22 protein-coding genes and 1 tRNA gene are annotated in these 22,081 nt (G+C 45.2%); 6 read left to right on the top strand and 17 right to left on the bottom strand.

Annotated features, from left to right (window positions below; all coding sequences use genetic code 11):
• Positions 1-507 precede the first annotated feature (507 nt).
• The 14 genes from R7P36_RS24465 to R7P36_RS24400 form a co-directional block, all read right to left on the bottom strand.
• On the bottom strand, positions 508-1,662 hold the full coding sequence (locus R7P36_RS24465; RefSeq protein WP_005382038.1) for a flagellin: 1,155 nt from the start codon (positions 1,660-1,662) through the stop codon (positions 508-510).
• A gap of 427 nt (positions 1,663-2,089) precedes the next feature.
• Complete coding sequence (gene flgL, locus R7P36_RS24460; RefSeq protein WP_318122322.1) at positions 2,090-3,283, bottom strand: flagellar hook-associated protein FlgL; 1,194 nt, start codon at positions 3,281-3,283, stop codon at positions 2,090-2,092.
• Positions 3,284-3,296: 13 nt separating this feature from the next.
• Positions 3,297-5,237 (bottom strand): flagellar hook-associated protein FlgK, encoded by a 1,941-nt coding sequence (flgK, locus tag R7P36_RS24455; RefSeq protein ID WP_213900142.1) that lies wholly within the window; start codon positions 5,235-5,237, stop codon positions 3,297-3,299.
• Positions 5,238-5,397: 160 nt separating this feature from the next.
• A complete protein-coding gene (gene flgJ / locus R7P36_RS24450; protein WP_213900143.1) occupies positions 5,398-6,324 on the bottom strand; it encodes a flagellar assembly peptidoglycan hydrolase FlgJ in 927 nt (308 codons plus the stop codon).
• Positions 6,325-6,340: 16 nt separating this feature from the next.
• Complete coding sequence (locus R7P36_RS24445) at positions 6,341-7,432, bottom strand: flagellar basal body P-ring protein FlgI (protein WP_005393118.1); 1,092 nt, start codon at positions 7,430-7,432, stop codon at positions 6,341-6,343.
• 43 nt (positions 7,433-7,475) lie between these two features.
• On the bottom strand, positions 7,476-8,255 hold the full coding sequence (flgH, locus tag R7P36_RS24440) for a flagellar basal body L-ring protein FlgH (RefSeq protein WP_017634834.1): 780 nt from the start codon (positions 8,253-8,255) through the stop codon (positions 7,476-7,478).
• Positions 8,256-8,285: 30 nt separating this feature from the next.
• The gene (gene flgG, locus R7P36_RS24435) at positions 8,286-9,074 is read right to left on the bottom strand and encodes a flagellar basal-body rod protein FlgG (protein WP_005382032.1); all 789 of its coding nucleotides are present in this window, start codon (positions 9,072-9,074) and stop codon (positions 8,286-8,288) included.
• A gap of 18 nt (positions 9,075-9,092) precedes the next feature.
• Entirely contained in the window at positions 9,093-9,842 is a 750-nt protein-coding gene (flgF, locus tag R7P36_RS24430) for a flagellar basal-body rod protein FlgF (RefSeq protein ID WP_005382031.1), read from the bottom strand.
• A gap of 330 nt (positions 9,843-10,172) precedes the next feature.
• The gene (gene flgE, locus R7P36_RS24425; RefSeq protein WP_005382030.1) at positions 10,173-11,486 is read right to left on the bottom strand and encodes a flagellar hook protein FlgE; all 1,314 of its coding nucleotides are present in this window, start codon (positions 11,484-11,486) and stop codon (positions 10,173-10,175) included.
• Positions 11,487-11,516: 30 nt separating this feature from the next.
• Positions 11,517-12,227 (bottom strand): flagellar hook assembly protein FlgD, encoded by a 711-nt coding sequence (flgD, locus tag R7P36_RS24420; protein WP_005382029.1) that lies wholly within the window; start codon positions 12,225-12,227, stop codon positions 11,517-11,519.
• A gap of 17 nt (positions 12,228-12,244) precedes the next feature.
• Positions 12,245-12,658 carry a flagellar basal body rod protein FlgC gene (gene flgC, locus R7P36_RS24415; protein WP_005393132.1) on the bottom strand — a complete coding sequence of 138 codons (414 nt, stop codon included), beginning with the start codon at positions 12,656-12,658 and terminating at the stop codon, positions 12,245-12,247.
• Positions 12,659-12,663: 5 nt separating this feature from the next.
• On the bottom strand, positions 12,664-13,059 hold the full coding sequence (gene flgB, locus R7P36_RS24410; protein WP_005382026.1) for a flagellar basal body rod protein FlgB: 396 nt from the start codon (positions 13,057-13,059) through the stop codon (positions 12,664-12,666).
• A 303-nt stretch (positions 13,060-13,362) separates the two neighbouring features.
• Entirely contained in the window at positions 13,363-14,190 is an 828-nt protein-coding gene (locus R7P36_RS24405; protein ID WP_005382024.1) for a CheR family methyltransferase, read from the bottom strand.
• Positions 14,191-14,201: 11 nt separating this feature from the next.
• The gene (locus R7P36_RS24400) at positions 14,202-15,128 is read right to left on the bottom strand and encodes a chemotaxis protein CheV (protein WP_005382022.1); all 927 of its coding nucleotides are present in this window, start codon (positions 15,126-15,128) and stop codon (positions 14,202-14,204) included.
• A gap of 76 nt (positions 15,129-15,204) precedes the next feature.
• Between R7P36_RS24400 and flgA the strand changes: the two genes are divergently transcribed.
• The 3 genes from flgA (at position 15,205) to R7P36_RS24385 (ending at position 16,835) form a co-directional block, all read left to right on the top strand.
• A complete protein-coding gene (gene flgA / locus R7P36_RS24395; protein WP_213900141.1) occupies positions 15,205-15,951 on the top strand; it encodes a flagellar basal body P-ring formation chaperone FlgA in 747 nt (248 codons plus the stop codon).
• A 116-nt stretch (positions 15,952-16,067) separates the two neighbouring features.
• Positions 16,068-16,382: a flagellar biosynthesis anti-sigma factor FlgM gene (gene flgM, locus R7P36_RS24390; protein WP_170893770.1), complete on the top strand. Its 315-nt coding sequence runs from the start codon at positions 16,068-16,070 to the stop codon at positions 16,380-16,382.
• 27 nt (positions 16,383-16,409) lie between these two features.
• Positions 16,410-16,835: a flagella synthesis protein FlgN gene (locus R7P36_RS24385; RefSeq protein ID WP_005382015.1), complete on the top strand. Its 426-nt coding sequence runs from the start codon at positions 16,410-16,412 to the stop codon at positions 16,833-16,835.
• Positions 16,836-16,937: 102 nt separating this feature from the next.
• On the opposite strand, the gene flgP is transcribed toward R7P36_RS24385, so the two are convergent.
• Positions 16,938-17,369, bottom strand: coding sequence for a flagellar assembly lipoprotein FlgP (gene flgP / locus R7P36_RS24380; RefSeq protein ID WP_005382014.1), 432 nt, complete (start codon positions 17,367-17,369; stop codon positions 16,938-16,940).
• A 9-nt stretch (positions 17,370-17,378) separates the two neighbouring features.
• A complete protein-coding gene (locus tag R7P36_RS24375; RefSeq protein ID WP_005382013.1) occupies positions 17,379-18,017 on the bottom strand; it encodes a FlgO family outer membrane protein in 639 nt (212 codons plus the stop codon).
• Positions 18,018-18,185: 168 nt separating this feature from the next.
• Here R7P36_RS24375 and R7P36_RS24370 point away from each other — a divergent pair, with 168 nt between their 5' ends.
• From R7P36_RS24370 to R7P36_RS24360, 3 genes are all read left to right on the top strand, one after another.
• A complete protein-coding gene (locus tag R7P36_RS24370) occupies positions 18,186-19,319 on the top strand; it encodes a flagellar assembly protein FlgT (RefSeq protein ID WP_005382012.1) in 1,134 nt (377 codons plus the stop codon).
• Between the two features lie 175 nt (positions 19,320-19,494).
• Positions 19,495-19,571, top strand: a tRNA-Arg gene (locus tag R7P36_RS24365).
• Between the two features lie 279 nt (positions 19,572-19,850).
• On the top strand, positions 19,851-20,357 hold the full coding sequence (locus tag R7P36_RS24360; protein WP_005382011.1) for a hypothetical protein: 507 nt from the start codon (positions 19,851-19,853) through the stop codon (positions 20,355-20,357).
• Positions 20,358-20,471: 114 nt separating this feature from the next.
• Here the strand turns inward: R7P36_RS24360 and R7P36_RS24355 are convergent, their stop codons facing one another.
• Positions 20,472-21,434: an OmpA family protein gene (locus R7P36_RS24355; RefSeq protein ID WP_005382010.1), complete on the bottom strand. Its 963-nt coding sequence runs from the start codon at positions 21,432-21,434 to the stop codon at positions 20,472-20,474.
• Positions 21,435-22,081 lie beyond the last annotated feature (647 nt).

Raw genomic sequence — 22,081 nt, 5'->3', positions numbered from 1 at the left:
TGGTGATTTCTCCAATTGATTTTCCGGTGTAGCGGTTTCCGACGTCTCGGAAAACCAAGTAGTTCTCTCAAAGTTACCTCTATTAACGACACCAAATTCAGAAGCTTTAGAAAAAAGTTTAAAAAAATAACATTGCGAGATTTAGCTAATAAAATTGAAGAAAAGTAAGAAAAAGTGCTCAAGTTTCCACAAATCGAGCCGAGAGGGCCAAATTGTATAGAAAACCAGCGAAAGGAAACAATTGAAGATAAGTTCGCAGACGATAGACGTAAGAATTAGAAAAGAAAAAGCCCCTTTTCCTTTGAGAGAACTGGGGCTAGGTTGGTCGCCAGAGCCTATGTGGAGATCAAGAGAAATGAACACATTTCCGGCATACCGAGTGCAACTTTACATTGAAAATGATTGGCAGGTGAGAGATGAGAGAGCCGCTCATTCTATTGTAAAGTTGCTTGCCAAAAGCCTGCATTCCCATCCACGTCTGAATGTATTGAGCACAGGCTAAGTAAACTACTGCAATAGTGACATTGCAGAGTTTGGCAACTGTTTCGCTTGAGCAAGAATCGATGTTCCTGCTTGTTGCAAAATTTGTGCTTTGGTCATTTGCGTGGTTTCTTTCGCAAAATCTGTATCTTTAATTCGGCTGTTCGATGCGTCAACGTTTTCTTGGATATTCGCCAAGTTGTTGATGCTGTGACTCAAACGGTTTTGCTTCGCACCTAAGTCTGCACGTTGCGAGTCTACGTATTTCAGTGCCGAATCCAGCACAGAAATCGCGTTTTGAGAACCTTGTACCGTGGTCATATCAATATCTTGTACTGACGTTCTGATAGGTTCATCACTCAGGCCAAGCTCAGATGCTAATCCACCAGAAATGGAAATCTCACCCTGAACGTTTGGATGCGCGACAAAAACTTGCAACTTGCCATCTTCACTTACAGACGCATTAATCATATCAGACTGACCATTAATGTAAGTGGCAAGCTCTTCGATGTCGTCGCCCGCTTTGGCATTAATGTTGATTTCTAGATCATCAACATTGCCGTCTTCGTCTTCACCCATACCTGGTAGCGTGATCTTCAAGTCAGATTTAGCTGGGTCAACACTCCAGTTTTTATCTTTACCGTTCTCAGATAAGAAGGTCACACCGCCCATGCGAGTATCGTCCGCACGAATGCTGGTGAGTCCCATGATCATGGCTTCACCTGAGCTCGCACCAATCTGGAATGCTGCTTCACCGAATGAGCCGTTCAATAGACGACGACCACCAAATGAAGTGGTTTCTGCAATACGGTTTAGCTCGTCAATCAATGCCATTGACTCTTCGTTGATCGCCTGACGCTCAGCTGGAGAGTTAGTACCGTTCGATGATTGAATCGCAAGGTCACGCATTCGTTGCATGACAGAGGTTGCCTCATTCATCGCACCTTCAGCGGTTTGTGCAATCGAGATACCATCGTTCGCGTTACGCATTGCGACATCTAGGCCACGAGACTGTGCAGTTAAGCGGTTAGAGATCTGTAGACCTGCCGCATCATCTTTTGCACTGTTAATCTTATGTCCTGAAGATAAGCGCTCCATCGACGTGTTTAATTCATCAGTCGCTTTGTTTAGGTAACGCTGCGCGGTCATCGCGGAGACGTTAGTACTAACTGTTACAGCCATTTTGCTCTCCTGTTGAGTTCGCAAGCTTTTGCGAAGCGGCCAGCTTTACTCTCATTTGGATAAGCACTGACCGTAAAAGTTACTTGCTAAATCTGCCTTAAACGCAGGGTTTAGAATCTCTAAATCTGTTCTGATATTTTCAATGCAATTTGTGTGCCAACTTACGTAAATTATTTAACTACTTTTAAAAGAATCAAATAAACAATAAGTTAGCTTTATCATTAAGCTATTTCCGGTTTGTAAGACTCACCTCACCCCAAGTGTATTGAACGCTGCCCTGTTGCCGCCCGACTTGCCTCCCGCATCATTGCCGCTTTGGGTAAAATCGTGCCGCATGACATCTCAGACTCCCAGGTTACGTCGACTTATCGCGCTTAAGGCTTTGCACATAAGGCATCAAAATCAGACAATGTGTATGAGTGTCATACTAGATGTAGTTAAACAACGTTAGATCTTTGGTCTTACCGAATGCTTGTTGCGATGCCTGTAACGCTCGCGAGTTTTCACTGAACTCGATCACGGCTTTGGAGTAATCCAAGTCCTCAAAGTTGCTCTTCGCTTTTGCCAGAGACAAATTAAAGTCTTCATGATTTTGCTCTTGGATATCCAGCGTACTCAATCGAGCACCGGCATCTGTACGCGCTTTATTCAAATGGATAAAAGCAGCGTGGAATTCTTCTGTCATTTGGTGCAATTTGGCGGTCGCCGACGTATCCGAAACCGATTTGTCTGACCATGCCATTGCATCCTTGAAGGTATCGAAAATGCTGAACTCTGCCCGCTTTTCGATCTCAATGCTGTCACCAGGCGTAATTTGGCCTTTTACGTGCACTTTCAGGCCTTTGTATTCAATCCCTTTCTCTGGAGAAAACTCATCGGCATCCACTACTTTGCCGTTACGCTCTAATTGGTAACCAAATTTGCCGTTATTCATATCGACAAATGTCACGCGATACGCCGCATCATCCTTCGTATCAACGTTAGTGGCTTTGTTTAGCAACAGCTCAGAGCTGTTTTGTAGATCGTAATTCGGCTGATAATCGCCAAATGGGTTTGGTATCTCCATAAACAGCTTGCTGCCAGGATCGTTCATTGGCATCTCGAGCATGCTAGAGACTTTCATTTTGCGCTGATAATCGTCCCCAGCGTATTGAACACTACCGTCTTTATCGCGATAGAATGGTTGGCTTTTTGGCTTAGTACCCGCAAACACGTAGTTACCAGATTCATCTTGCGAGTTCACTAAGTTAAGGAAGTTGTTCGCAATCTCTTCTAACTCACGCTTCTTTGCTTGTCGGTCTTCAGCAGAAAAGGCACCGTTAATCATCTCCATAGTTAAGCGCTTCGACTCGTCGGCAAAATTCTCCGCATTGGCGATATTAACTTCGTGGTTTTCTAGACGATTACGCACCAACACTATCGAGCTAAGATATTGTTGTAGCTGTTCTTGTTGCTGACTAATGTTTTGGATGTAATGCGCAGCGAGGGGGTCGTCACTAGGTTTCAGTAACTTTTTCCCTGAAGCAAGTTGCTCTTGGTTGTGGTGAACCTTATTCTCTTGACGACGCAGATCATTTTGTACGGACTGATAGTTATGGAAACTAGAAATTCGGGTTAGCACTTATCTCTTCTCCTTACCTCAGTTGTAAAATGGTATTGAAGGTATCATTCGCCGCTTGCATCACACGTGATGAAGCCATGTACGCTTGTTGAAACTTCATCATGTTGGCCGCTTCTTCATCGAGGTTAACACCAGAAATAGAAGCAACGCGCTCTTGCGCCGCTTCATGCTCTAAACGAGCGACGGAGGCTAAACGGTTTGCTGTAGAAGACTTCAGTCCAACTTCAGTATTGAGGTTATGATAAACATCGATCAAGGTGCTGGATTTTCCATCCATCATCTTGTCTGTTTGGATCTTCTGCATTTTTCTCAAGTTGCCGTTACCACCTTCAGAAGGCACCAAGTTTGCGGTGAATTTATCATTCATCAGTGCGCCTTCGCTCAACTCAAACACGGTTGCATCGCCGTTTTTATACAGCGGATGGCTTTTCGGCACTGATATTTCAATCTTCGGGTTATCTTTATCTAACGGGTATGAGTATTTGTCCGATAGTAAATTACCCTTGTTATCCGTGATCTTTAACCACGGCTTATCATGCTTCTCGTCGGCTGGTTGTACGGTAACCTCAAACTCTTTAACATCCCCCGCCTCACGAATTTTAAACTTGGCGTTACCTTGGGCAAAAGTGGTTGAGGCTTCATAACTTTGTGCGGCAATAGCTTTTGCGTCATTGGTTTCCATCTTTATGATGGCTGCACCACTTCTCGTTGGGCGTAGCAATACGCGCTCACCGGCGGCAAGGCCTTCACCAATTTGCACTTTCATACCATCCAGAACAAACGACGAATCCGAACGGTCGATGTTCAACGACATTTGCTCACCTTTCGGTGTTGTCACGCTGTATTGGTCGCCATCATAACGCAGCGAATATTCACCACCTTTGATCGCGGAAATGTCCTCGATGTAAACCGCAACATCAGCTTGAGAGTCAGGCGCAGCAAAAACTCGAGATTTTGCCACCAGCTCAGAGTTCACGTCAGTAAATACGTCTTTACCTATCTTACCGTTGAGATCCAGACCTTGAGATTGCAGCTGATTAATTTTGTAGGAGAAGCCCGTCGCTAAACGGCCCATTTCATCTTGCAGTTGTGGGATGTGTTTGTCGCGCATTTCAAGTAAAGCGCCGATTTTGCCATCCATATCATCAGACTTGATCGCTTTAATGCCATTCCCTTCCACCATTGCTAATCGTCTTTGATGAACATCCGGATAGCCATCGATCATTTTGAGCTGGCTTGCTTCCGTGCCAGAAACAAGAGTGTGTCCATTGCCGATATGAACATTAAACCCTTCCGCATTTTTGCGTGGGGTTACGGTAACTTTGGTGTACTCTGACAGCTCAGTAACCAGCTTTTCATGCTGATCCATCAGGTCATTATGTGGGCCGGGAGTACGCATCATCAGTCGATGAATATCGCGAATTTCCAACGCAAGTTGATTAACGCGCTCAATGCCCATATCCAATTTTTTATTGGTGACATCAGATTGCAGTCGCACGGTTTCGTGGAAATCATTTAATGTATCAGAGAAGATTTTCGCCTTTTCCAATACCACTTTTCGTGCCCCTAAATCGTTCGGGGTATCTGCCATGGTTTTTACCGCATCGAACCACTCATTCAGGTTCTCGGGAATTTTCTTCGATGCCACGGAGCTCAACATGCTAGAGAGCATATCAAGATTGTCTTGGGTATCCGTTTTGTTGGCATTGTTGGTCGACGACAGGTTCAGTTCATTCACGGCAAACTGATCCCACGAGCGGCGAACATTTTCCACATGCACACCCATGCCGTAGGTAGAACCACCGAACATGCGCGGATCATTCGTGCTTTGGATAACAGACTGACGGCTATAACCCTCTGTATTAACATTAGAAATGTTATGACCAGTGGTGTTTAATTGTCTCTGAGCAGTAAGCACACTTTGAGTACCTACATTCAGAAGATCTGACGCCATACATGCCCCCAAAAACGAAATATAAATCGGCAAAACCGATCACCTAGACACATTAAAAGCAAAAGATGTGCCAAGTGATAGAAAGGCGTAGATATTCAGATAAAGTGAAGGCTTGCACTATGGCAAGCCTTCGAGAACGTCATAAATTGGCGCAGAGACATTACATACTTTCGATTTTATCCTTCACCTGCAGGACTTTATCTGCGTAGTTCGGATCGGTCGCGTAACCCGCACTGTGGATACCGCGAATAAACGACTCTGAGTTCCCGCGTTGCTGCAATGCTGTCTCGTAACGTGGGTTGTCATTCAAAAATCGTACAAAGTCATTAAAGCTGTCTTCGTAACTTGAGTAGGAGCGAAACGCTGCCGTCTCTTTCACTGGCGTGTTATCGTGGAACTCTAAAGTTTGAGTCGTCACTTTGTCACCCTGCCAGCTTCGATCTGCTTTGATATTAAATAAGTTGTTGCTGCTGCCACGCGCGTTCTTCACGACCTTTTGTCCCCACCCCGTTTCCAAAGCGGCTTGCGCAAGTAGCAGAGATGGCTCGACACCTAAGGCTTTCGCAGCTTTCTCCGCGTATGGCTTCATCGAGTTAACAAAGGATTCTGGTGAATCGAATCGAGTGGGTTCATTGCTTGGTCGAGATAGCTGACCAGACTCAATCAAGCGCTGTTCAATCTCGCGCGCTTTTTTCGGGTCAACACGACGATATTCCGCAGCATTGTTTGCCGCATCACGCATAGCCGTTTCTTTTTTGTCGTTCCCTTGCCCAGCCGTTAATTGCTTAACAATCATATCGGCCAGTCCCATTGAACCAGACGAACTCAATTCACTCGCCATCTGTTCATCCAACATTTGTCGATAGAACTTCTCGTTTTGGCTGTTCATCATGTTGGACTCAAAGCCCTCATTGGCTTCTCGCATGGATTTCAACATCATGGAGGTGAAAATAGATTCGAACTGACGAGCAGCCGCATGCAATGCTTCTTGCTCGCTATCTTTTCCCTCTTTCACTGCTTTTTGACGCAGAGTGTCCAGAGAACTGATGTCATGGATAAAACCAATGTCGTTAGGATTGTTCATTATACCTACCTCCTAACCATTAAATGATGATCAACTGGCCTTCAATGGCACCAGCTTGCTTCAATGCTTGTAAAATTGCCATCAAGTCCGAAGGCGCAGCCCCGACTTGGTTCACGGCACGGACCAAATCATCCAACGTTAAGCCTGGTTCGAACTTAAACATTTTGCCTTGCTCTTCGCTGACTTCGATATCCGAGTCTGGTACGACTACGGTTTGCCCACCAGAAAAGCCGTTAGGTTGGCTAACATTCAGGTTTTCTTTGATCGCAACCGTCATGCCGCCGTGCGTTACTGCTGCTGGTTTAAGACGCACATGCTTACCAACTACGATGGTGCCCGTGCGAGAGTTAACGATGATTTTGGCTGCACCATCTGCTGGGTCGAACTCTAGGTTTTCGATTGCCGATAAGAACGCAACACGCTGGCTGACGTCACGAGGAGCACGCACGCGCACTGATGTCGCGTCAACAGCGCTCGCCATTTGTGGGCCAAGGAAGTTGTTTACAGCATCCGCCATACGTTGAGCCGTTGTGAAGTCTGACTCAAGCAAGTTGAACGTGATGTAATCACCACGACCAAATGGGTTTGGAATTTCGCGCTCTACTGTCGCACCACTAGAGATAAGACCAACGGTTGGATTGTTACCTACGATTTTAGAACCGTCAGCGCCTTCAGCACTGAAGCCGCTCACCACTAAGTTACCTTGAGCAACCGCGTAAACTTGACCGTCGAGACCTTTGAGGAACGTTTGCAGCAAGGTGCCACCACGCAAACTTTTAGCACTTCCGATGGAAGAGACAGTCACGTCCACTTGCTGACCCGGTTTAGAGAAAGGCGGCAATTCTGCCGTAACCATGACTGCGGCAACGTTTTTAATTTTTGGCTTTGTGCCCGGCGGCATCTGAATGCCGAAGTTTTGCAGCATGGCGGCGAAACTTTGCTCTGTAAACGGGTTCGCTTCACCCGTACCAGGTAAGCCTGAAACCAAACCATAACCCACGAGTTGGTTGCTTCGTACACCTGCCACTTGCGCGACGTCTTTGATACGTGCGGCTTGGGCTACGGTAGAAAACAGAGCAACGCTCATCAGTACTAAAAGGAGTTTTTTCATGCTTACTTATCTCTTGCAGTCAAATTGCCGTCAGCACGGCGTGTTATAGCGCTACATTAAAGAATCGTGCCAAGAAGCCTGGCTCTTGCATATCTTGTTGCAAACCAGTGCCAGAGTACTGAATTCTTGCGTTAGAAACGCGATTTGATGCAATGGTGTTGTCGAAATTAATATCATCCGGACGAATAGTGCCACTTAAACGTATGTACTCATCACCCGTATTTAGCGTCATCCACTTCTCACCGCGGATCACGAGGTTGCCGTTTGCCAGTACTTCGATCACCTCAACAGTGATGTAACCACTGATGCTGTTGCTCTGCTTTGCAGAAGAGTCACCTGCAAATGAGTTGGAGTTGTTTAAGTCATAAGAGAAATTATATTTTCCGCCAATTTTCAGCTCTTCTCCGCCCACTTGAAGCGGGTCCATTTGTGCTTCATTGGTTTTCGATAAATCGGCATTTGCGCTTTTCGTCGCACTGGTTGTCTCATCAAGTGTTACGGTAATAATGTCGCCAATACCACGTGGTTTAGAATCGTCGTAGAGATCGGTAATGTGCTCGGCGCTAAACAACGAACCTGTTGCAGCAGCGTAATGCTCAGGTTTGTTTTTCGGATGAATTGGAGCCCAAGCAGGGTCGCCAGCAACCGGATCGCTCCTACCACGTAAAGTATCTACAATACCGCTGCTCTCTTCTTTCGATTTATCACCTTCTACTGCGTCGACCACAGTGGTTGCTTGTGTCACTTCATCCGTTTCAATCGGTTCCAACATGGCACAGCCCGACATCGTAGCAATCAAAGCGAGTAGGCAAATACGTTTCATCGTGAGCTCCTCAAATCTTGCTCTTAATCGTTACAATTGCTGGTTAACGAAGCTCATCATCTTATCGACTGACGAGATCACTTTTGAGTTCATTTCGTAAACGCGCTGGGCTTCGATCATATTGACCAACTCTTCTGTTACATTCACGTTGGACGCTTCCAGCATGGATTGACGAATTTCCCCCAAACCGTCCAAACCAGGAACACCCTCTTGTGGATCGCCACTGGCCCCCGTTGGTAAGTAAAGGTTCTGACCAATTGGCTCTAGGCCACCTGGGTTAACAAAATCTGTAATGGTTAACTGACCAACGACTTGGTTGTCTTGCTGCCCTCGGACGCGAACCGACACTTCACCATCCGTACCGACAGTAATAGAAATCGCATCTTCTGGAATCACAATTTCAGGCTCTACAGGGTAGCCAGAACCCGACGTGACTAACGTGCCTTCACCATTTAGCGTGAACTGACCGTTACGGGTATAACCGATGTTGCCGTCCGGCAATGTCACTTGAAAAAAGCCGTCGCCTTCCACCATCATGTCCAGTGCGTTGGTCGTTGTCTGTGCATTGCCGTGCGTGTGCACTTTTTGCGTCGCAACCACTTTAGAACCCGCACCTAGCATCAAGCCACTTGGCAGTTCCGTGTTCTGAGATGACTGGCCGCCAGGCTGGTTGATGTTCTGATAGAACAGATCTTCGAATACTGCACGGCTCTTTTTGTAGCCGACAGTAGAGGCGTTCGCCAAGTTGTTCGAAATCGTGGCAATGTTGGTTTGTTGGGCGTCTAGACCTGTTTTACTTACCCATAGTGCTGGATGCATAGTGAACCTCTAACTCTGTTAACTCATACGAAGCAGTGAATCTGAAGATTTATCCATTTCTTCAGCTGTGCTCATCATCTTGACTTGCATTTCAAACTGACGTTGTAAGTCAATCAATGCGGTCATTTCACCTACGGCATTCACGTTACTGCCTTCTATCGCTCCCGTCTGGAGGCTAACAGTCGCGTCTGCTTCGTAAGGTTGGTTTGGAGTTTTATGGCGAAATAAGCCATTGGTGTCTTTAAACAAGCTTTGATCATTAGGCTTAACAAGCTTAATGCGATCAACCGCTTGGAATTCTTCTGCCGGGGCACCTTGAGGAAGTACAGAGATGGTGCCATCCCGACCGATTTCAATTTTGGAGAGAGGAATAGGCAAAGTAATCGGCGCGTCGTTTTCACCCAGCACCAAATGACCACTTGCGTTGGTAAGCATGCCATTTTGATCGACTTTTAGGTTGCCGTTACGGGTCAACCCTTCTTTCCCTGTGTGATCGAGTACCGATATCCAACCGCTGCCTTCAATCGTCACATCCAGATCACGCCCTGTTGTAATCACGCTACCTTGAGCAAAGTTATGCCCTGGACGCTCTGTCATGCTGAACACACGTGAAGGATGGCCTTCACCATAAGCCTGCATTGAGCGAGCCTGTGCTAAATCAGCCCGAAATCCGGTCGTGCTTACGTTAGCCAAGTTATTAGCGCGCAATTGTAGTGCCTGCATATTTTGCTTGGCGCCACTCATTGCGAGAAACAGTGCGCGATCCATAAATTACTCCAAAAAATCTCTCTGTACACGGAGTAAAAGCAATAGTTATGCCAAAACAAAAATAGGCTTATCAATCAATACTTTGAATTAACAATCAACAATTAAAAGAGGTCAATAGGGGCAGAAAACTGTAACGAGAGGCAAGGTTTTGATCCATACGGCGGCAACAGCGGCAAATCGTAGATCAAAGCATGCTTAGCCTGAGTGAGGTGTATTCAGGCTAAGCATCAGATGAATGTCATGATGAAAGTGAACAAAGCGGTAATTACTAAGAAGCAATCACACGCCATTGCTTACTCAAGCAGAGTATCGAATGACCCAGCTAGTGCTCTAGCGGATCTGTAAGATATTCTGTTGTAGTTGGTTGTGTACTTCGAGCGAACGTGAGTTTGCTTGGAAGTTACGCTGAGCAGAGATCAGGTCCACCAACTCCTGCGTCATATCAATGTTTGACTGTTCCAGCATACCGTTATTGATGGTGCCGAAAGAGCCTTTATTTGATTCACCCCAGATCTTGTCACCAGAGAACTGCGTTGAATCCCATTGAGTGCCGCCTTTCTTATCCAGACCTTGCTCGTTTGGAACACGTACGAGAGCAACACGACCCAATGTAACGTTTTCACCGTTTGAGTAAGTTCCCAATACGCTGCCGTTTTCATCGAAGTCAACTTTGGTTAGGAAGCCCGTCGTTGCACCGTCTTCGTCAAACTTAGTCAGTTCGAACGGAGCCGCAAACTGTGTTGCTGAGCCTAAGCCGAAGTTAAGCGTCTGCGCAGGATCGGCACCATTCATATCGACTGGTGTCGTGTTCGTCGCCGGATCGCCCAGAGCCACAGAAGTGATTGGCTGACCATTGTTCAAGCTCGCCAACGTACCATCGTTGTTGAACTTCATGGTATGCCCCACATGACCTGTTGGCGTTTGCGCATCACCAGCCGCAACATTTAAAGGCTTTTCACCTTCTTTATCTGTCACGGTGTAGTAAGTGTTCCATGTATTTGGCTGAGTCTGATCTTTCAAGTAATACGTCGTTAGCTTGTAAGACTGACCCATCGAGTCATAAATTGTCGAAGAGGTTGAACGGTTGTATGTATCTGGGTCTGAAAAATCAAACTGCGTTGGATCTTTCAAATCGCCGTTCGCTGGCAAGTTCACACCCACTTCAATGTTTGCTGTTTGTTTTGGCTTACCAAATTCAGCAGGAATATTGATGGGTTGTGGCTCGTATGAAGAAACCTCACCAGAGCTTGGGTCCACTTGGTAACCTAATAAGAACTCGTCGTTCGCGGTCACCATGTAGTTTTCTTTATTTAAGTGAAATGCACCATTACGTGTCAGTTCATTCTGTTGTGGAGTTAGACGCTCTTTCGCTACAGCGAAAAAACCTGTCCCCGAAACACGCAAATCCATTGGGTTGTTGGTGTAAATGCTAGAGCCTTCATGGAACTGCTGTGCCACTTGGCTTGCTTGTGCACCACCACCCGGTGTGGTTTTTGCGTTAGTAAATAAAGAGTTAGAGTAGACATCAGCAAACTCAGCACGGGACTCTTTAAAGCCGTAAGTGTTGGCGTTCGCAATGTTGTTACTGGTGGTGTTCAAATCCAGTTGGGCGGCGGACAAACCGCTTAAAGATACATATGACATTCCAAAATCTCCTAATCTAGCGAGCTATGACTACGCTTTGCCGACTTCCAATACTTCTGCAAGTCGAACTGGCGATTCAAAACCAGCCAGATTGAGTAATACGTTTCCGTCACCTTTGCCAAGCAATACGCTGTTTACGTTGGCATACGTCGATACTGGGAACTCTTGCGACTCCCCCTCAACTAAGCCAGACGCTTTCACTTTGTATTTGCCAGCTGGCAGTGGATTTCCGCTTTCATCTTTACCGTCCCAAAGCACACGCGTGTCGCCGGCTGGTTTCGCCCCTACCTCAAAGGTACGAACCAGTTGGCCAGCTTCATCCTCTACACGAACAAACAGATTATCGATAGATTGTGAAAGCTTAACCATTGCCGCCATTGGTGCGTCGTCCTGCTTCACACCTGCTGCTCCTGGGACCAATACGTCACGCCCTACCAAAGAGGAAGCTTGTAACGCTTGATTTGATGTCATTGACGAATTCAAACTCTCAAACTGAGTGTTCATCTTGCCAATGCCATCAACGGTCGCAAATGAAGCCATTTGCGCAATCATCTGGTCATTACTTACCGGCTTAAAAGGGTCTTGCTGAGACAGTTGCTTCGTGAGCAATGATAAGAAGTCTTCCTGTTTTAGGTCCTGCTTACCCGTGCTCTCTTCCGCTTTCTTGTTACTCTCTTGTAGACTTTTAAGCTGGTCGATATAGGACAAGCCGCTTTGACCAACGTTGTTAATTCCGGCCATACGCTACCCCCTTATCCTTATTGACCCATCTGCAGCGTACGCAGCAGCATTTGTTTACTAGAATCAGCGACCTGTACATTAGTTTGGTATGCACGAGAAGCTGAGATCATGTTTGCCATTTCTTCCATTACATTGACGTTAGGCTTGTAAATGTAGCCTTCTTCGTTTGCAAGGGGATGGTCTGGGTTGTACTCCGCACTCAGCGGTTTATCACTTTCTACAATACCCATCACTTTCACTGGCACCGTATCACCGCCACGCATGGCGTTACTTAACTCTGCACCAAACACGGCATGACGCGCTTTGTAAGTGTCTTTCGCAGAGCTGCTGACACTGTCGGCGTTCGCCAAGTTGCTTGAGGTAGTATTCAGACGAACGGATTCAGCGCTCATTGCGGAACCTGTCACATTGAAAACGTTAAATAAGCTCATCTAAATTATTCCCCTTTGATTGCTTTGGTTAAGTTCTTGAATTTGCTGCCTAGAAAGTCGAGTGATGCTTGGTGTCTGATTTGGTTTTGCATAAACAAGTTACGCTCTAAATCCAAGTCTACCGTGTTGCCATCTCCCGTATCTGGTTGCGTAGGAAGACGATATAACTTGTCCCCAACCAACGTTGTAGTGGCAGGAATATGCCGACCATCTGTGCGACTAAGACCAATGCTTGCCCCAGATGTTGCCGCTTGCAATTCCTTCGCAAAGTCTAAACCTCTTGCTTTGTAACCAGGCGTGTTTGCTTGTGCGATGTTGGTGGAAATCACCTCTGCATTGCGCTCACGTACGCCCACCGTGTGCTGGTGGATGCCTAGTGCATTGTCAAAAGATATAGCCATGTTTGCCTCTACAATTAAGAACTGACCGTGATTGATAACCAAAAAGCAATTAGCATGCCAAAACCTAAAGCATTACACCAACCTAGTGGTTACCGTGAATTGAAATAGCAATAAGTGAGCCAAAGTAACTGGAATGTCATGTCGTATCACTTTGCTCACTTAATAAAGATACACCGTGTTGAGGGCACAAGGCAAAAACGCGCTTCAACTAATTGAGTGATACATGAAGCGCTCGGCGCAGAAAGGTAACAAACAAAAAAGCCTGACACGAAGTCAGGCTTTTCTATCAATGAAGAGATACCGCTATTTAAGCTTGTAAATGATGCCCGGATTACAGCGCACCATTTCAAATTTATCAGTCAGACCAGTTAGCGACTCTGATGCCCCTAACAGCAAGTAACCACCAGGGTTTAAACTGCTCGCCATTTGGTTAAGCACTTTAGATTTCATTTCTGGAGAAAAGTAAATCAATACGTTACGACAGAAAATGATGTCGAACTTACCCATCAGTGCGTAACTGTCCATCAGGTTTTGTGGACGAAAGTTCACCAAACGCTTGACGTTATCTTTGACTTTCATGCGACCACCGTCCGCATTTTCAAAGAAGGTGCGACGACGTTCTGGTGAAAGGCCGCGACCCAAAGCCAAGTTGTCGTACACCCCTGCACGACACATCTCGAGCATACTTGCCGAAATGTCTGTGGCTGTAATGGACACGTTTGGTAATAAGCCCGGTTTGCGCTGTTGCGTTTCCAGGATCGTCATTGCAATAGAATACGGTTCTTGGCCCGATGAACTGGCAGCAGACCAGATCTTAATTGGGCGCTTACTTGCCGCTACTTCTGGCAATAATTTGTCAGCTAAAACCGTGAACGGATAAGTATCTCGAAACCACAAGGTTTCGTTAGTCGTCATCGCATCCACAGCGGCGACTCGTAATTCTCGATTACGCCCTGTAACAACATCACGTAGCAAATCTGATAACGATGCGAGCTTAAACTTCGTCACTAAAGGACTCAGTCGGCTACGCACGAGGTATTGCTTGCTATCACCTAACACGATGCCACATTGCGATTCTAGAAAACGGCTAAAGTCACGATACTCTTGATCACTGATTGTAATAGCAGTCATTAATGTCTCTTTTATTGTGTTAATGCAGATTTAACCGCGTTACCCAACTCATCTGGGTTAAATTTCGCAATGAAGGTGTTGGCACCTACACGCTCAACCATAGCTTGGTTGAATACACCACTTAATGAAGAATGGAGGATAACATAAAGGTCTTTCAAATCGGCATGTCTGCGAATTTCAGCCGTTAAGGTATAGCCGTCCATTTCTGGCATTTCAATATCGGAAATAACCAACGAAATTTGATCGTAGATATTGCCTTCTTGAGCCATTTCAATCAACTTATTGTACGCTTCTTTGCCGTCTTTGACAGATACGACCTCAAAACCGATGGATGTAATCGCACGCTCTACCTGTTTACGCGCGACCGTCGAGTCATCAGCAATCAGTATGCGGCGTACAATAGGCTTTTCTTGTTCTGCTTGTGCGATTTCTTCGCCAATAGCGGAATCCATCGTTTCATCAACTGGCGCAATTTCTGCCAGGATTTTTTCAACGTCAAGGATTTCAACCAGCTCATTGTCAATGTTTGTCACGGCAGTCAAATAGTGCGCTTTACCTGCGCCGTCTGGCGGTGGCAAAATCGCTTCCCAATGCATATTGATAATACGCTCAACCGATGATACCAAAAATGCTTGGATCGTACGGTTAAATTCTGCAATAACAACAAAACATTTATCTAAATCAGTGGTTGGGCGGCCACCAATTGCCAGGCTCAAATCAATAACGGACACGGTATGGCCGCGGATATGAGCGATACCTTTAACCAGAGGGTGTAGATTTGGCATTGAAGTCAGCTTAGGGCACTGTAGTACTTCTTTCACTTTGAATACGTTAATGCCGTAGCGCTGTCGGCCCATCAGTCGAAAGGTCAATAATTCCAATCGGTTCTGACCGACGAGTTGCGTACGCTGATTCACCGAGTCAAGAATCCCCGTCATATGCTCATCTCCATCTCAAACTTTTTGTTTTTAAATGATACTCTACCACTGGCAAGCACGATACCAGGGAGACAGTATGGCGTATTTCACTTTCACTTCGACACCATTGACTATGACAATATGTAGAGCGCTAATTACAAAGTACGCTAAGTCTATCGGCATTTTGCTCAGTATGTTTAGCTTTTTTGTTCATTCAGCTTCAGATAATCAGATCGAGCAAATAAAAACAGCAGCAGAACAACATATTCTTGCTACGGTTGATCAGCCTGATGGTGGCGAGCTATCTGTTAATGCGGCAGAGATCGACTCGAGAATAAAAGCAACGGATTGCCCTGTTCCGTTAGATACATCTGCCTCTTCCACCAGCAGCACGAGAAGTAACATCAATGTGTTAGTGGAATGCCAACCGGATGACTGGAAAGTCTATGTCCCTGTGAGGATCTCGGTATCAGTACCAATGATCGTCGCGACACGAACACTAGGGAGAGGAGAAATCGTCAGCGCATCGGATGTTACCACTTCCATGATCGAGCTACAGCGCTTTCGTAAAGATGGATTTTCTAGCTACGATCAAGTGGTTGGGGCAAAGCTAAAGCGTAATGTTCGCTTAGGCGATGTCGTAGAGAGAAATGATGTTTGTGTGGTATGCCGAAATGAAAAGGTCATTATCAAAGCGGTGAATTCTGGCATGACGATCACAACGCAAGGCACAGCATTGCAGGATGGTTCCACTGGCGATCAAGTAAGAGTGAAAAATGATAAGTCACAACGTATAATAGAAGGCATAGTGACTGACATTGCGGAAATCACTGTTAATTTTTAATACCCACTGGTAGCGTGTTTAAACTGATCAATAAAAATGCAAAAAATGACTAAAGTTATTTTTGCGCTGGTCGATAGTCTGGATACCAGTATTACGATACAAGGCAAAGGTTAAACATGGCAGGTATAGATAATATACGTTCAGGGCAAATGATGACGACAACAAGTCGCGCACCTGCACGTAACGATTCCAATGCTACCAGCACGACAGAATCAAAAAAGGCGCCAGCGCAACAAGACGCAGTATCACTCAGCCAGCAAAGTAAAGCCGTCAGTAAACTCCAGAAGGATATGGCAGCTTCTCCGGCATATGACAGCGCCAAAGTTGCAGCAATCAAAGAAGCTATCACAAACGGTTCATACAAAGTCGATCCTGAAAAATTGGCTGACAACATGATTAAGTTTGAAAGCGAATTGCAAGGCAAAAGCTAACTGACTTAGGCCGAAGGTAAGTATTTTATGGCAGCATTAGTCGATCTCGTTAATTTCCAGCTAGAAAATGCTAAGGCACTTTCCGCTGTTTTACGCCAAGAAACACAAGCAATAACGGCGCGTGTCTCTACCGAGATTGAGAACATTGCCAAACAGAAGATGACGCTCATTGATCAGCTCAGAACAACTGATCAGCGAATCGCCTCTCACCCGCACGTCAATCAACTTACTGAAGATGAGCACCTAAGTCAGGTTGTTGCTCAGATCCAATCGATCGTCCTAGACTGTCAACAAGTTAACCAAGTAAATGGCGAATCGCTTAGTCGCGCACAGCTGAGCTTCAATAAACTCAACAACATGCTTCAGCGAACTCATGGCAAAGTTGGCATGACCTACAATGCGGGCGGAAAAACCCACACCATCTCGACGCTTGGCACCAATATAAAAGCTTAAACGTCACTCTTACCCTCAATTCCCGCGCTCACGTAGATATAAAAAAGCGACTCATTGTTACCAATCAGCCGCTCAAAAAGATTATCTGTCTAGTGAAATGGTTTAAAACAAGGTTTGCTGACGCTTCTCAGGCACCTGCTGAACTTCTCCATAATCACGTAGCTTATCCATCTTACGGATATCCAGACGCAGCTCAGTCACATAACTGTCTTCAACAAGATAACTACGCACAACTTCTGCACCACGAATTACACCATCGACGGCACCAGTGGTGCTTTCAATACCCAAACGCTGGTCTTGCAGCTCTGCTCGTCCACTAACACGCATGCCATAAACTTGCTCTGCTAGCTCACGATAAGCATCAATTTTTGATGCGCGCATTGCTCGTACACGCTTTTCTTCTACTGTGCGGCCTGTCTGCTCACTGACGCTGGCGTAGCCCACCGCCACTAAGATTTCATCTTGACGCATCTGTTGTAATGGCTGACACCCCACCAATATCAGTGTGGCAACAATAAATAATAACTTCTTCATGCTTCTATCCTATGGACGGAGAATCACAGTGTACGGCTGACGAATGGTAGGGTCAGAACGAATCAACACACCATCTTGTGTGCGGATGCTATTTAACGTATCTAAGTCACGCCCAATACGGTCAGCCGGAAGGAAACCTTGCGCTGTCGCTACAACTACACGGCTTTGCATGCCAACCACGCGTGCATTGACAAGCACTCCGCCCTCTTGGCGCAGCATTGTTCCGGTCAGTACATACTGAATTTGCTGCTCTTGAGCTAAATCTTGCCAATCACGACTTAAAGCAAAATCGCCCTGCTGCGTCACTTGAATAGAGCCCGTAGTTTTGAAATCAACCACTTTAAACCCTCGGCGCTGAAACTGATGGATAAAACCTTCAGAGACCGAGTTACCTAACCAGTTTGTTGCATCCATATTTTGTAGATCAACAAACGAGGTAATCGCAATCGGTGTCCGCGCTGATACTGCCACATTAGAAACCATCAGGTCTTCTGTCATGCTCTCAATGAAAAAGTCCATCGTATGACGCGGACTATCCATCAGCATGAACTGGCTTCCCGAGTACGGTTCTTTACCATTGTAAATCGGTGAGTACGCGCACGATGTCAGAAGCGTCATCATCGATGCGGCGACAAGCCACTTTTTCATGGTTTGATTCTCCAGATAATCTTAGGTGATACCGTTCTTTATTAATTCCTTTCCAAGAAAGTGAATATTGGAACAGTCTTTGCTTTTCTTTGTTTGCCTAACGAAGAAAACCCACCAAACTTCACTGAATTTGTTAAAGCAATATTTATACCCGAACGGTTGTAACCAATGAAAAAAATATTAAACAGTCTGTTTTCAATCACTTTAGTGATGCTTGTGCCTTTTAAGGTCATGGCATCTTGGTATGAAGTCACAGGCGTTGCCACCATCGTTTCTTCAGAAGAGACGGCAAGGCTCCATGCGTTGGAAGACGCGCTGTTCAAAGCCGTCAATTTTTCGGGCGCAGATATTGGCAGTATTAGCAACTTGATGCCGCTATTAGAAGAAAGCCGCAACGAATACCAGTTTACCAATCATGAAGTCCGTTACATTTTGGTCGAGTCTGAACGCAAACGTCGCGGTAAAGTCGAGGTAAAAATCCGCGTTGATATTTATCCATCGGCAACGGGTTGCCACACCGATCAATACAAAAAGACAATGCTGGTCGGCAATATTGAGGTCGCATCACCACAACAAGCAGTGATGGGACAAATTTATCAAGTTGGTGACGATTTTAGCCACGTAGTGAACCGTCAACTTGATCAAACCTCACGCAGCTTTGTGTCTGTTGGTACAACGGACTACTCAATAAGCAGCAACTATCCTGCTCGCACTCAAATGATCGCACAAGACAATGGCGCACAATACATCATTGGAGGGGTCATAACCGATCTCACTGCAACGGTCGAATCTCAACTATTGCAAGATGACATCATCAATCGTCAGTTTGCGTTAGAAATGAAAGTATTTGATGGTAAAACTGGCCATGAAATCTTCAACAAAGCCTACCGTGAGGTCGCGCGTTGGCCATTTGCTAAGACGAGTCAAGTGGACACTCGTAGTGCACGTTTTTGGGCATCGACCTATGGCGAGATGATGCTTCGCGTTAGTCGCAATATTATGTTGGATCTGGAGTCGGAGCTGTCTTGCAAAATTACATTGCCAGAGGTTGTGGCAGTCTTCGGTAATACCGTAACGATGGATCTCGGCCGTATGCACGGCGTAAAAGAGGGAGACAAATTGCAGCTTTGGCACACCGCGTCGTTTATCGACCAAAATGGATTGCCAAGAAACAAAGTCTCGCAAAGCGAAATTACATTAACGGTATCACGCATATACGAACACGAAGCGGAACTGACGATTGATCAGCCAAATTTAGCATCTAGCGTTCAAATTGGCGACGTAATGAACAAGATCCTATAAAAGCAAACATTAAGTCTTGAGATATGCTCACTTTTGAATATCATAGGCAGCGCATCTTATTTGATTATACCAATGACCGTAGCGAATCGTTCAACGTGATGCTGATACAGATCTGGTAGATTGCTAGATTTGAACTCAGTAAAACAGTGCAATGAACTGCAACTATTGGTATTACGCCCCCATGGCACAGCTGGATAGCGCAGTCCCCTCCTAAGGGACAGGTCGTAGGTTCGAATCCTACTGGGGGCGCCATATCATAGCCTTAGCTCCCACTTGAGCTAAGGCTTTTTTGTATCTTCAATTTCAAGCCTCGCACTGCTCCCCCTAGTACATCGTGTTAGGTAATCTTCCCAGTAATCAATATGATCGGATCGGGTGTTTCGGTTACGGGATAAAGCCTTCTACTGATCTGACTTCTTCCCCTTGAAATCATTTCAACAAGCCCTATTTACAGTTTTGTATTTTATTACTTTAATTATCTATGAGTTTTGCTTACCCTTTTAGCTATTAATAAAATTATTAGTTAGCACTATGTCTAAGAGCAATTTAATAACTAACACTGGACACCGCTTTATTTCTAAAGGCAAGACAGCCTTTAAGATACATATCCATACCCCCGAGGATACGGTACTACACCGCTCGGTAGGATTTGTTCGTATTGGAGAAAAGAAAGGCTTACAAAAAGCCATTAAGCTGAGAAACGAGTTAGGCCGGCAAATGTGGGGCAAATTCTGGCGACGTCTTTTGAAAGACCCTTACCTAATGACTAGGCTTCCACATAGCGTTGAGCCTAAAATCGTTCACAAGCCTAACCCTACTCTTGAAAACCCTGACAACCGAGATACGTGTTACATCGCCAAGTGGCGAGAGTTCAATGATGACGGTGAGTATAAATATAAAACGGTGGTTCGCTCTATTAGTAAGTACGGCAAACTTGCCGCCTACATGCAAACCAAAAAAGCGTTGTTAGAAGCACATAAAGATAACTTGGAGATCCTGACATTCATGGGGCGTTTAAACAGCATTGATCTTAAGTAATACCTAGCCACTTTGAACATTTCAGTCAGTTTTTAAAGAGAAATAAAAAGCCCCAAAGAGCGAACTCTTTGGGGCTTTCAGCTTCAGTCTTCTATACTACGGTCGAATAGGAGCTTATTGCTGAACTTGGTATTCAAATTCTGGAACAACGACTTCTACGCGACGGTTTTGTTGACGACCTTCACGAGTGTCGTTTGAAGCGATTGGGTTGTTTTCACCTTCGCCACGAGCTTGGATACGTGATGAATCAATACCTTTTTCAACGAGTGCGTTAGCAACAGACTCAGCACGTTTTTCAGAAACCTTTAGGTTGTAAGCTGCTGGACCAGACGTATCTGTGTAACCTACAACTTCAACGTTCGCTTGTGGGTGCTCGTTTAGGAAAGCAACTAGGTTATCAAGTTTTGCAGCGCTCTCTGGTTTTAGAGTTGTGCTGTTTAGATCGAAGCTACCTGTGCCAATTGTTTGAGTTTCGAATGTTTTCGTAACTACAACTGGCTCTTCTACCACTTCTTCTACAACCACTTCTTCAACAACAACTGGCTCTTCTACGATTACTGGCTCATCGTTGCCGCCGAATTTGAAAGAAACACCTAGTGTTGCAGTGTTACCTGTCGCACGAGTTACATCGTTGCTGATGTCAGTCAGTGTTTGGTATTCCGCACGAGCTGTTACGTTTTGGCTTAGGTTGAATTCAAGACCAGCTGCGCCTAGGTAAGAGTAATCATCTTTGCCATCAAACATTACGTAAGCGCCACCCACTTTACCGTAAAGTGCGATGTCTTCAGTGATTGGTAGGCTAAATTTAGGAGCAAGAGTGATTGCTTCTACGTGGCCACCGAAAGAAGTTTGGTTAAAATCACCGATGTTGTCGAAACCCGCTTCTACTGCGAAGTATTTATTCATTTCGTAACCAACAAAAGCGCCAAGAGTAGAATCGTCTTTGTCACAAGCCTGGCCCGCTACACACGCGTCTTCCATCCATGACTTACCCATCTTACCACCAACGTATACTTCTGCTTGTGCTGCTGAAGCCATAAGTAGAGACGCTGAAATTACCGCTGCTAATTTTTTCATTATTGATTCCTCTAAAGAAGTTCTTTTGTTAGATGCCGAAATGCGCCGTCTGACTGACGTTGTATTTCAATTCTTTTTATTCATTCCTTGAGTGAGATACTTAGTCAGCTTCTTTTTATGCACATGCATTTTTTTTATGGAAGCAACTTACGTACATTTCCTGTTCAGAGATACATATCGCCATCTCGGTATCGCTGACGGGATGAACTATAACGCTAAGAAATCGCGAGAAAAATCCCAATTCTGTCAATTTATTGTCATCAAAAATCTCGACAACATGTGATCTTAAGCAAAAAAATCCCCACGCAACCACGACGCAAACGTTTGCTTTAATTTTTGGAACAACATAGCTAAAGCAAAGATTTTTCTTAAAAATGAGACAAATAAAATGGAACTTTAAGGAACATGGATAAAAATCAATCAGATATTTGATATGTAATCGCTCATTTTTTATTCATACCAACGATATTTGGATTAAAAAATCTTATCCATATTGAGGTAAATTACAGGTGAAACCATCTCTTCATTCACCAATATGAGAGAAAGTTTCTCGTTATCTAAATTGAAGATGTAAATTACCACCTTCTAAAGAAGGTGGCTTTGTGTGAGCCCCCTAAAAGGGGGCCTTTGTTTAGTCCAGCGCCAAT

The sequence above is a fragment of the Vibrio sp. 397 genome (assembly GCF_033339395.1).
Lineage (GTDB): Bacteria > Pseudomonadota > Gammaproteobacteria > Enterobacterales > Vibrionaceae > Vibrio > Vibrio alginolyticus.
This window is presented reverse-complemented; position numbering and strand designations above follow the sequence as displayed.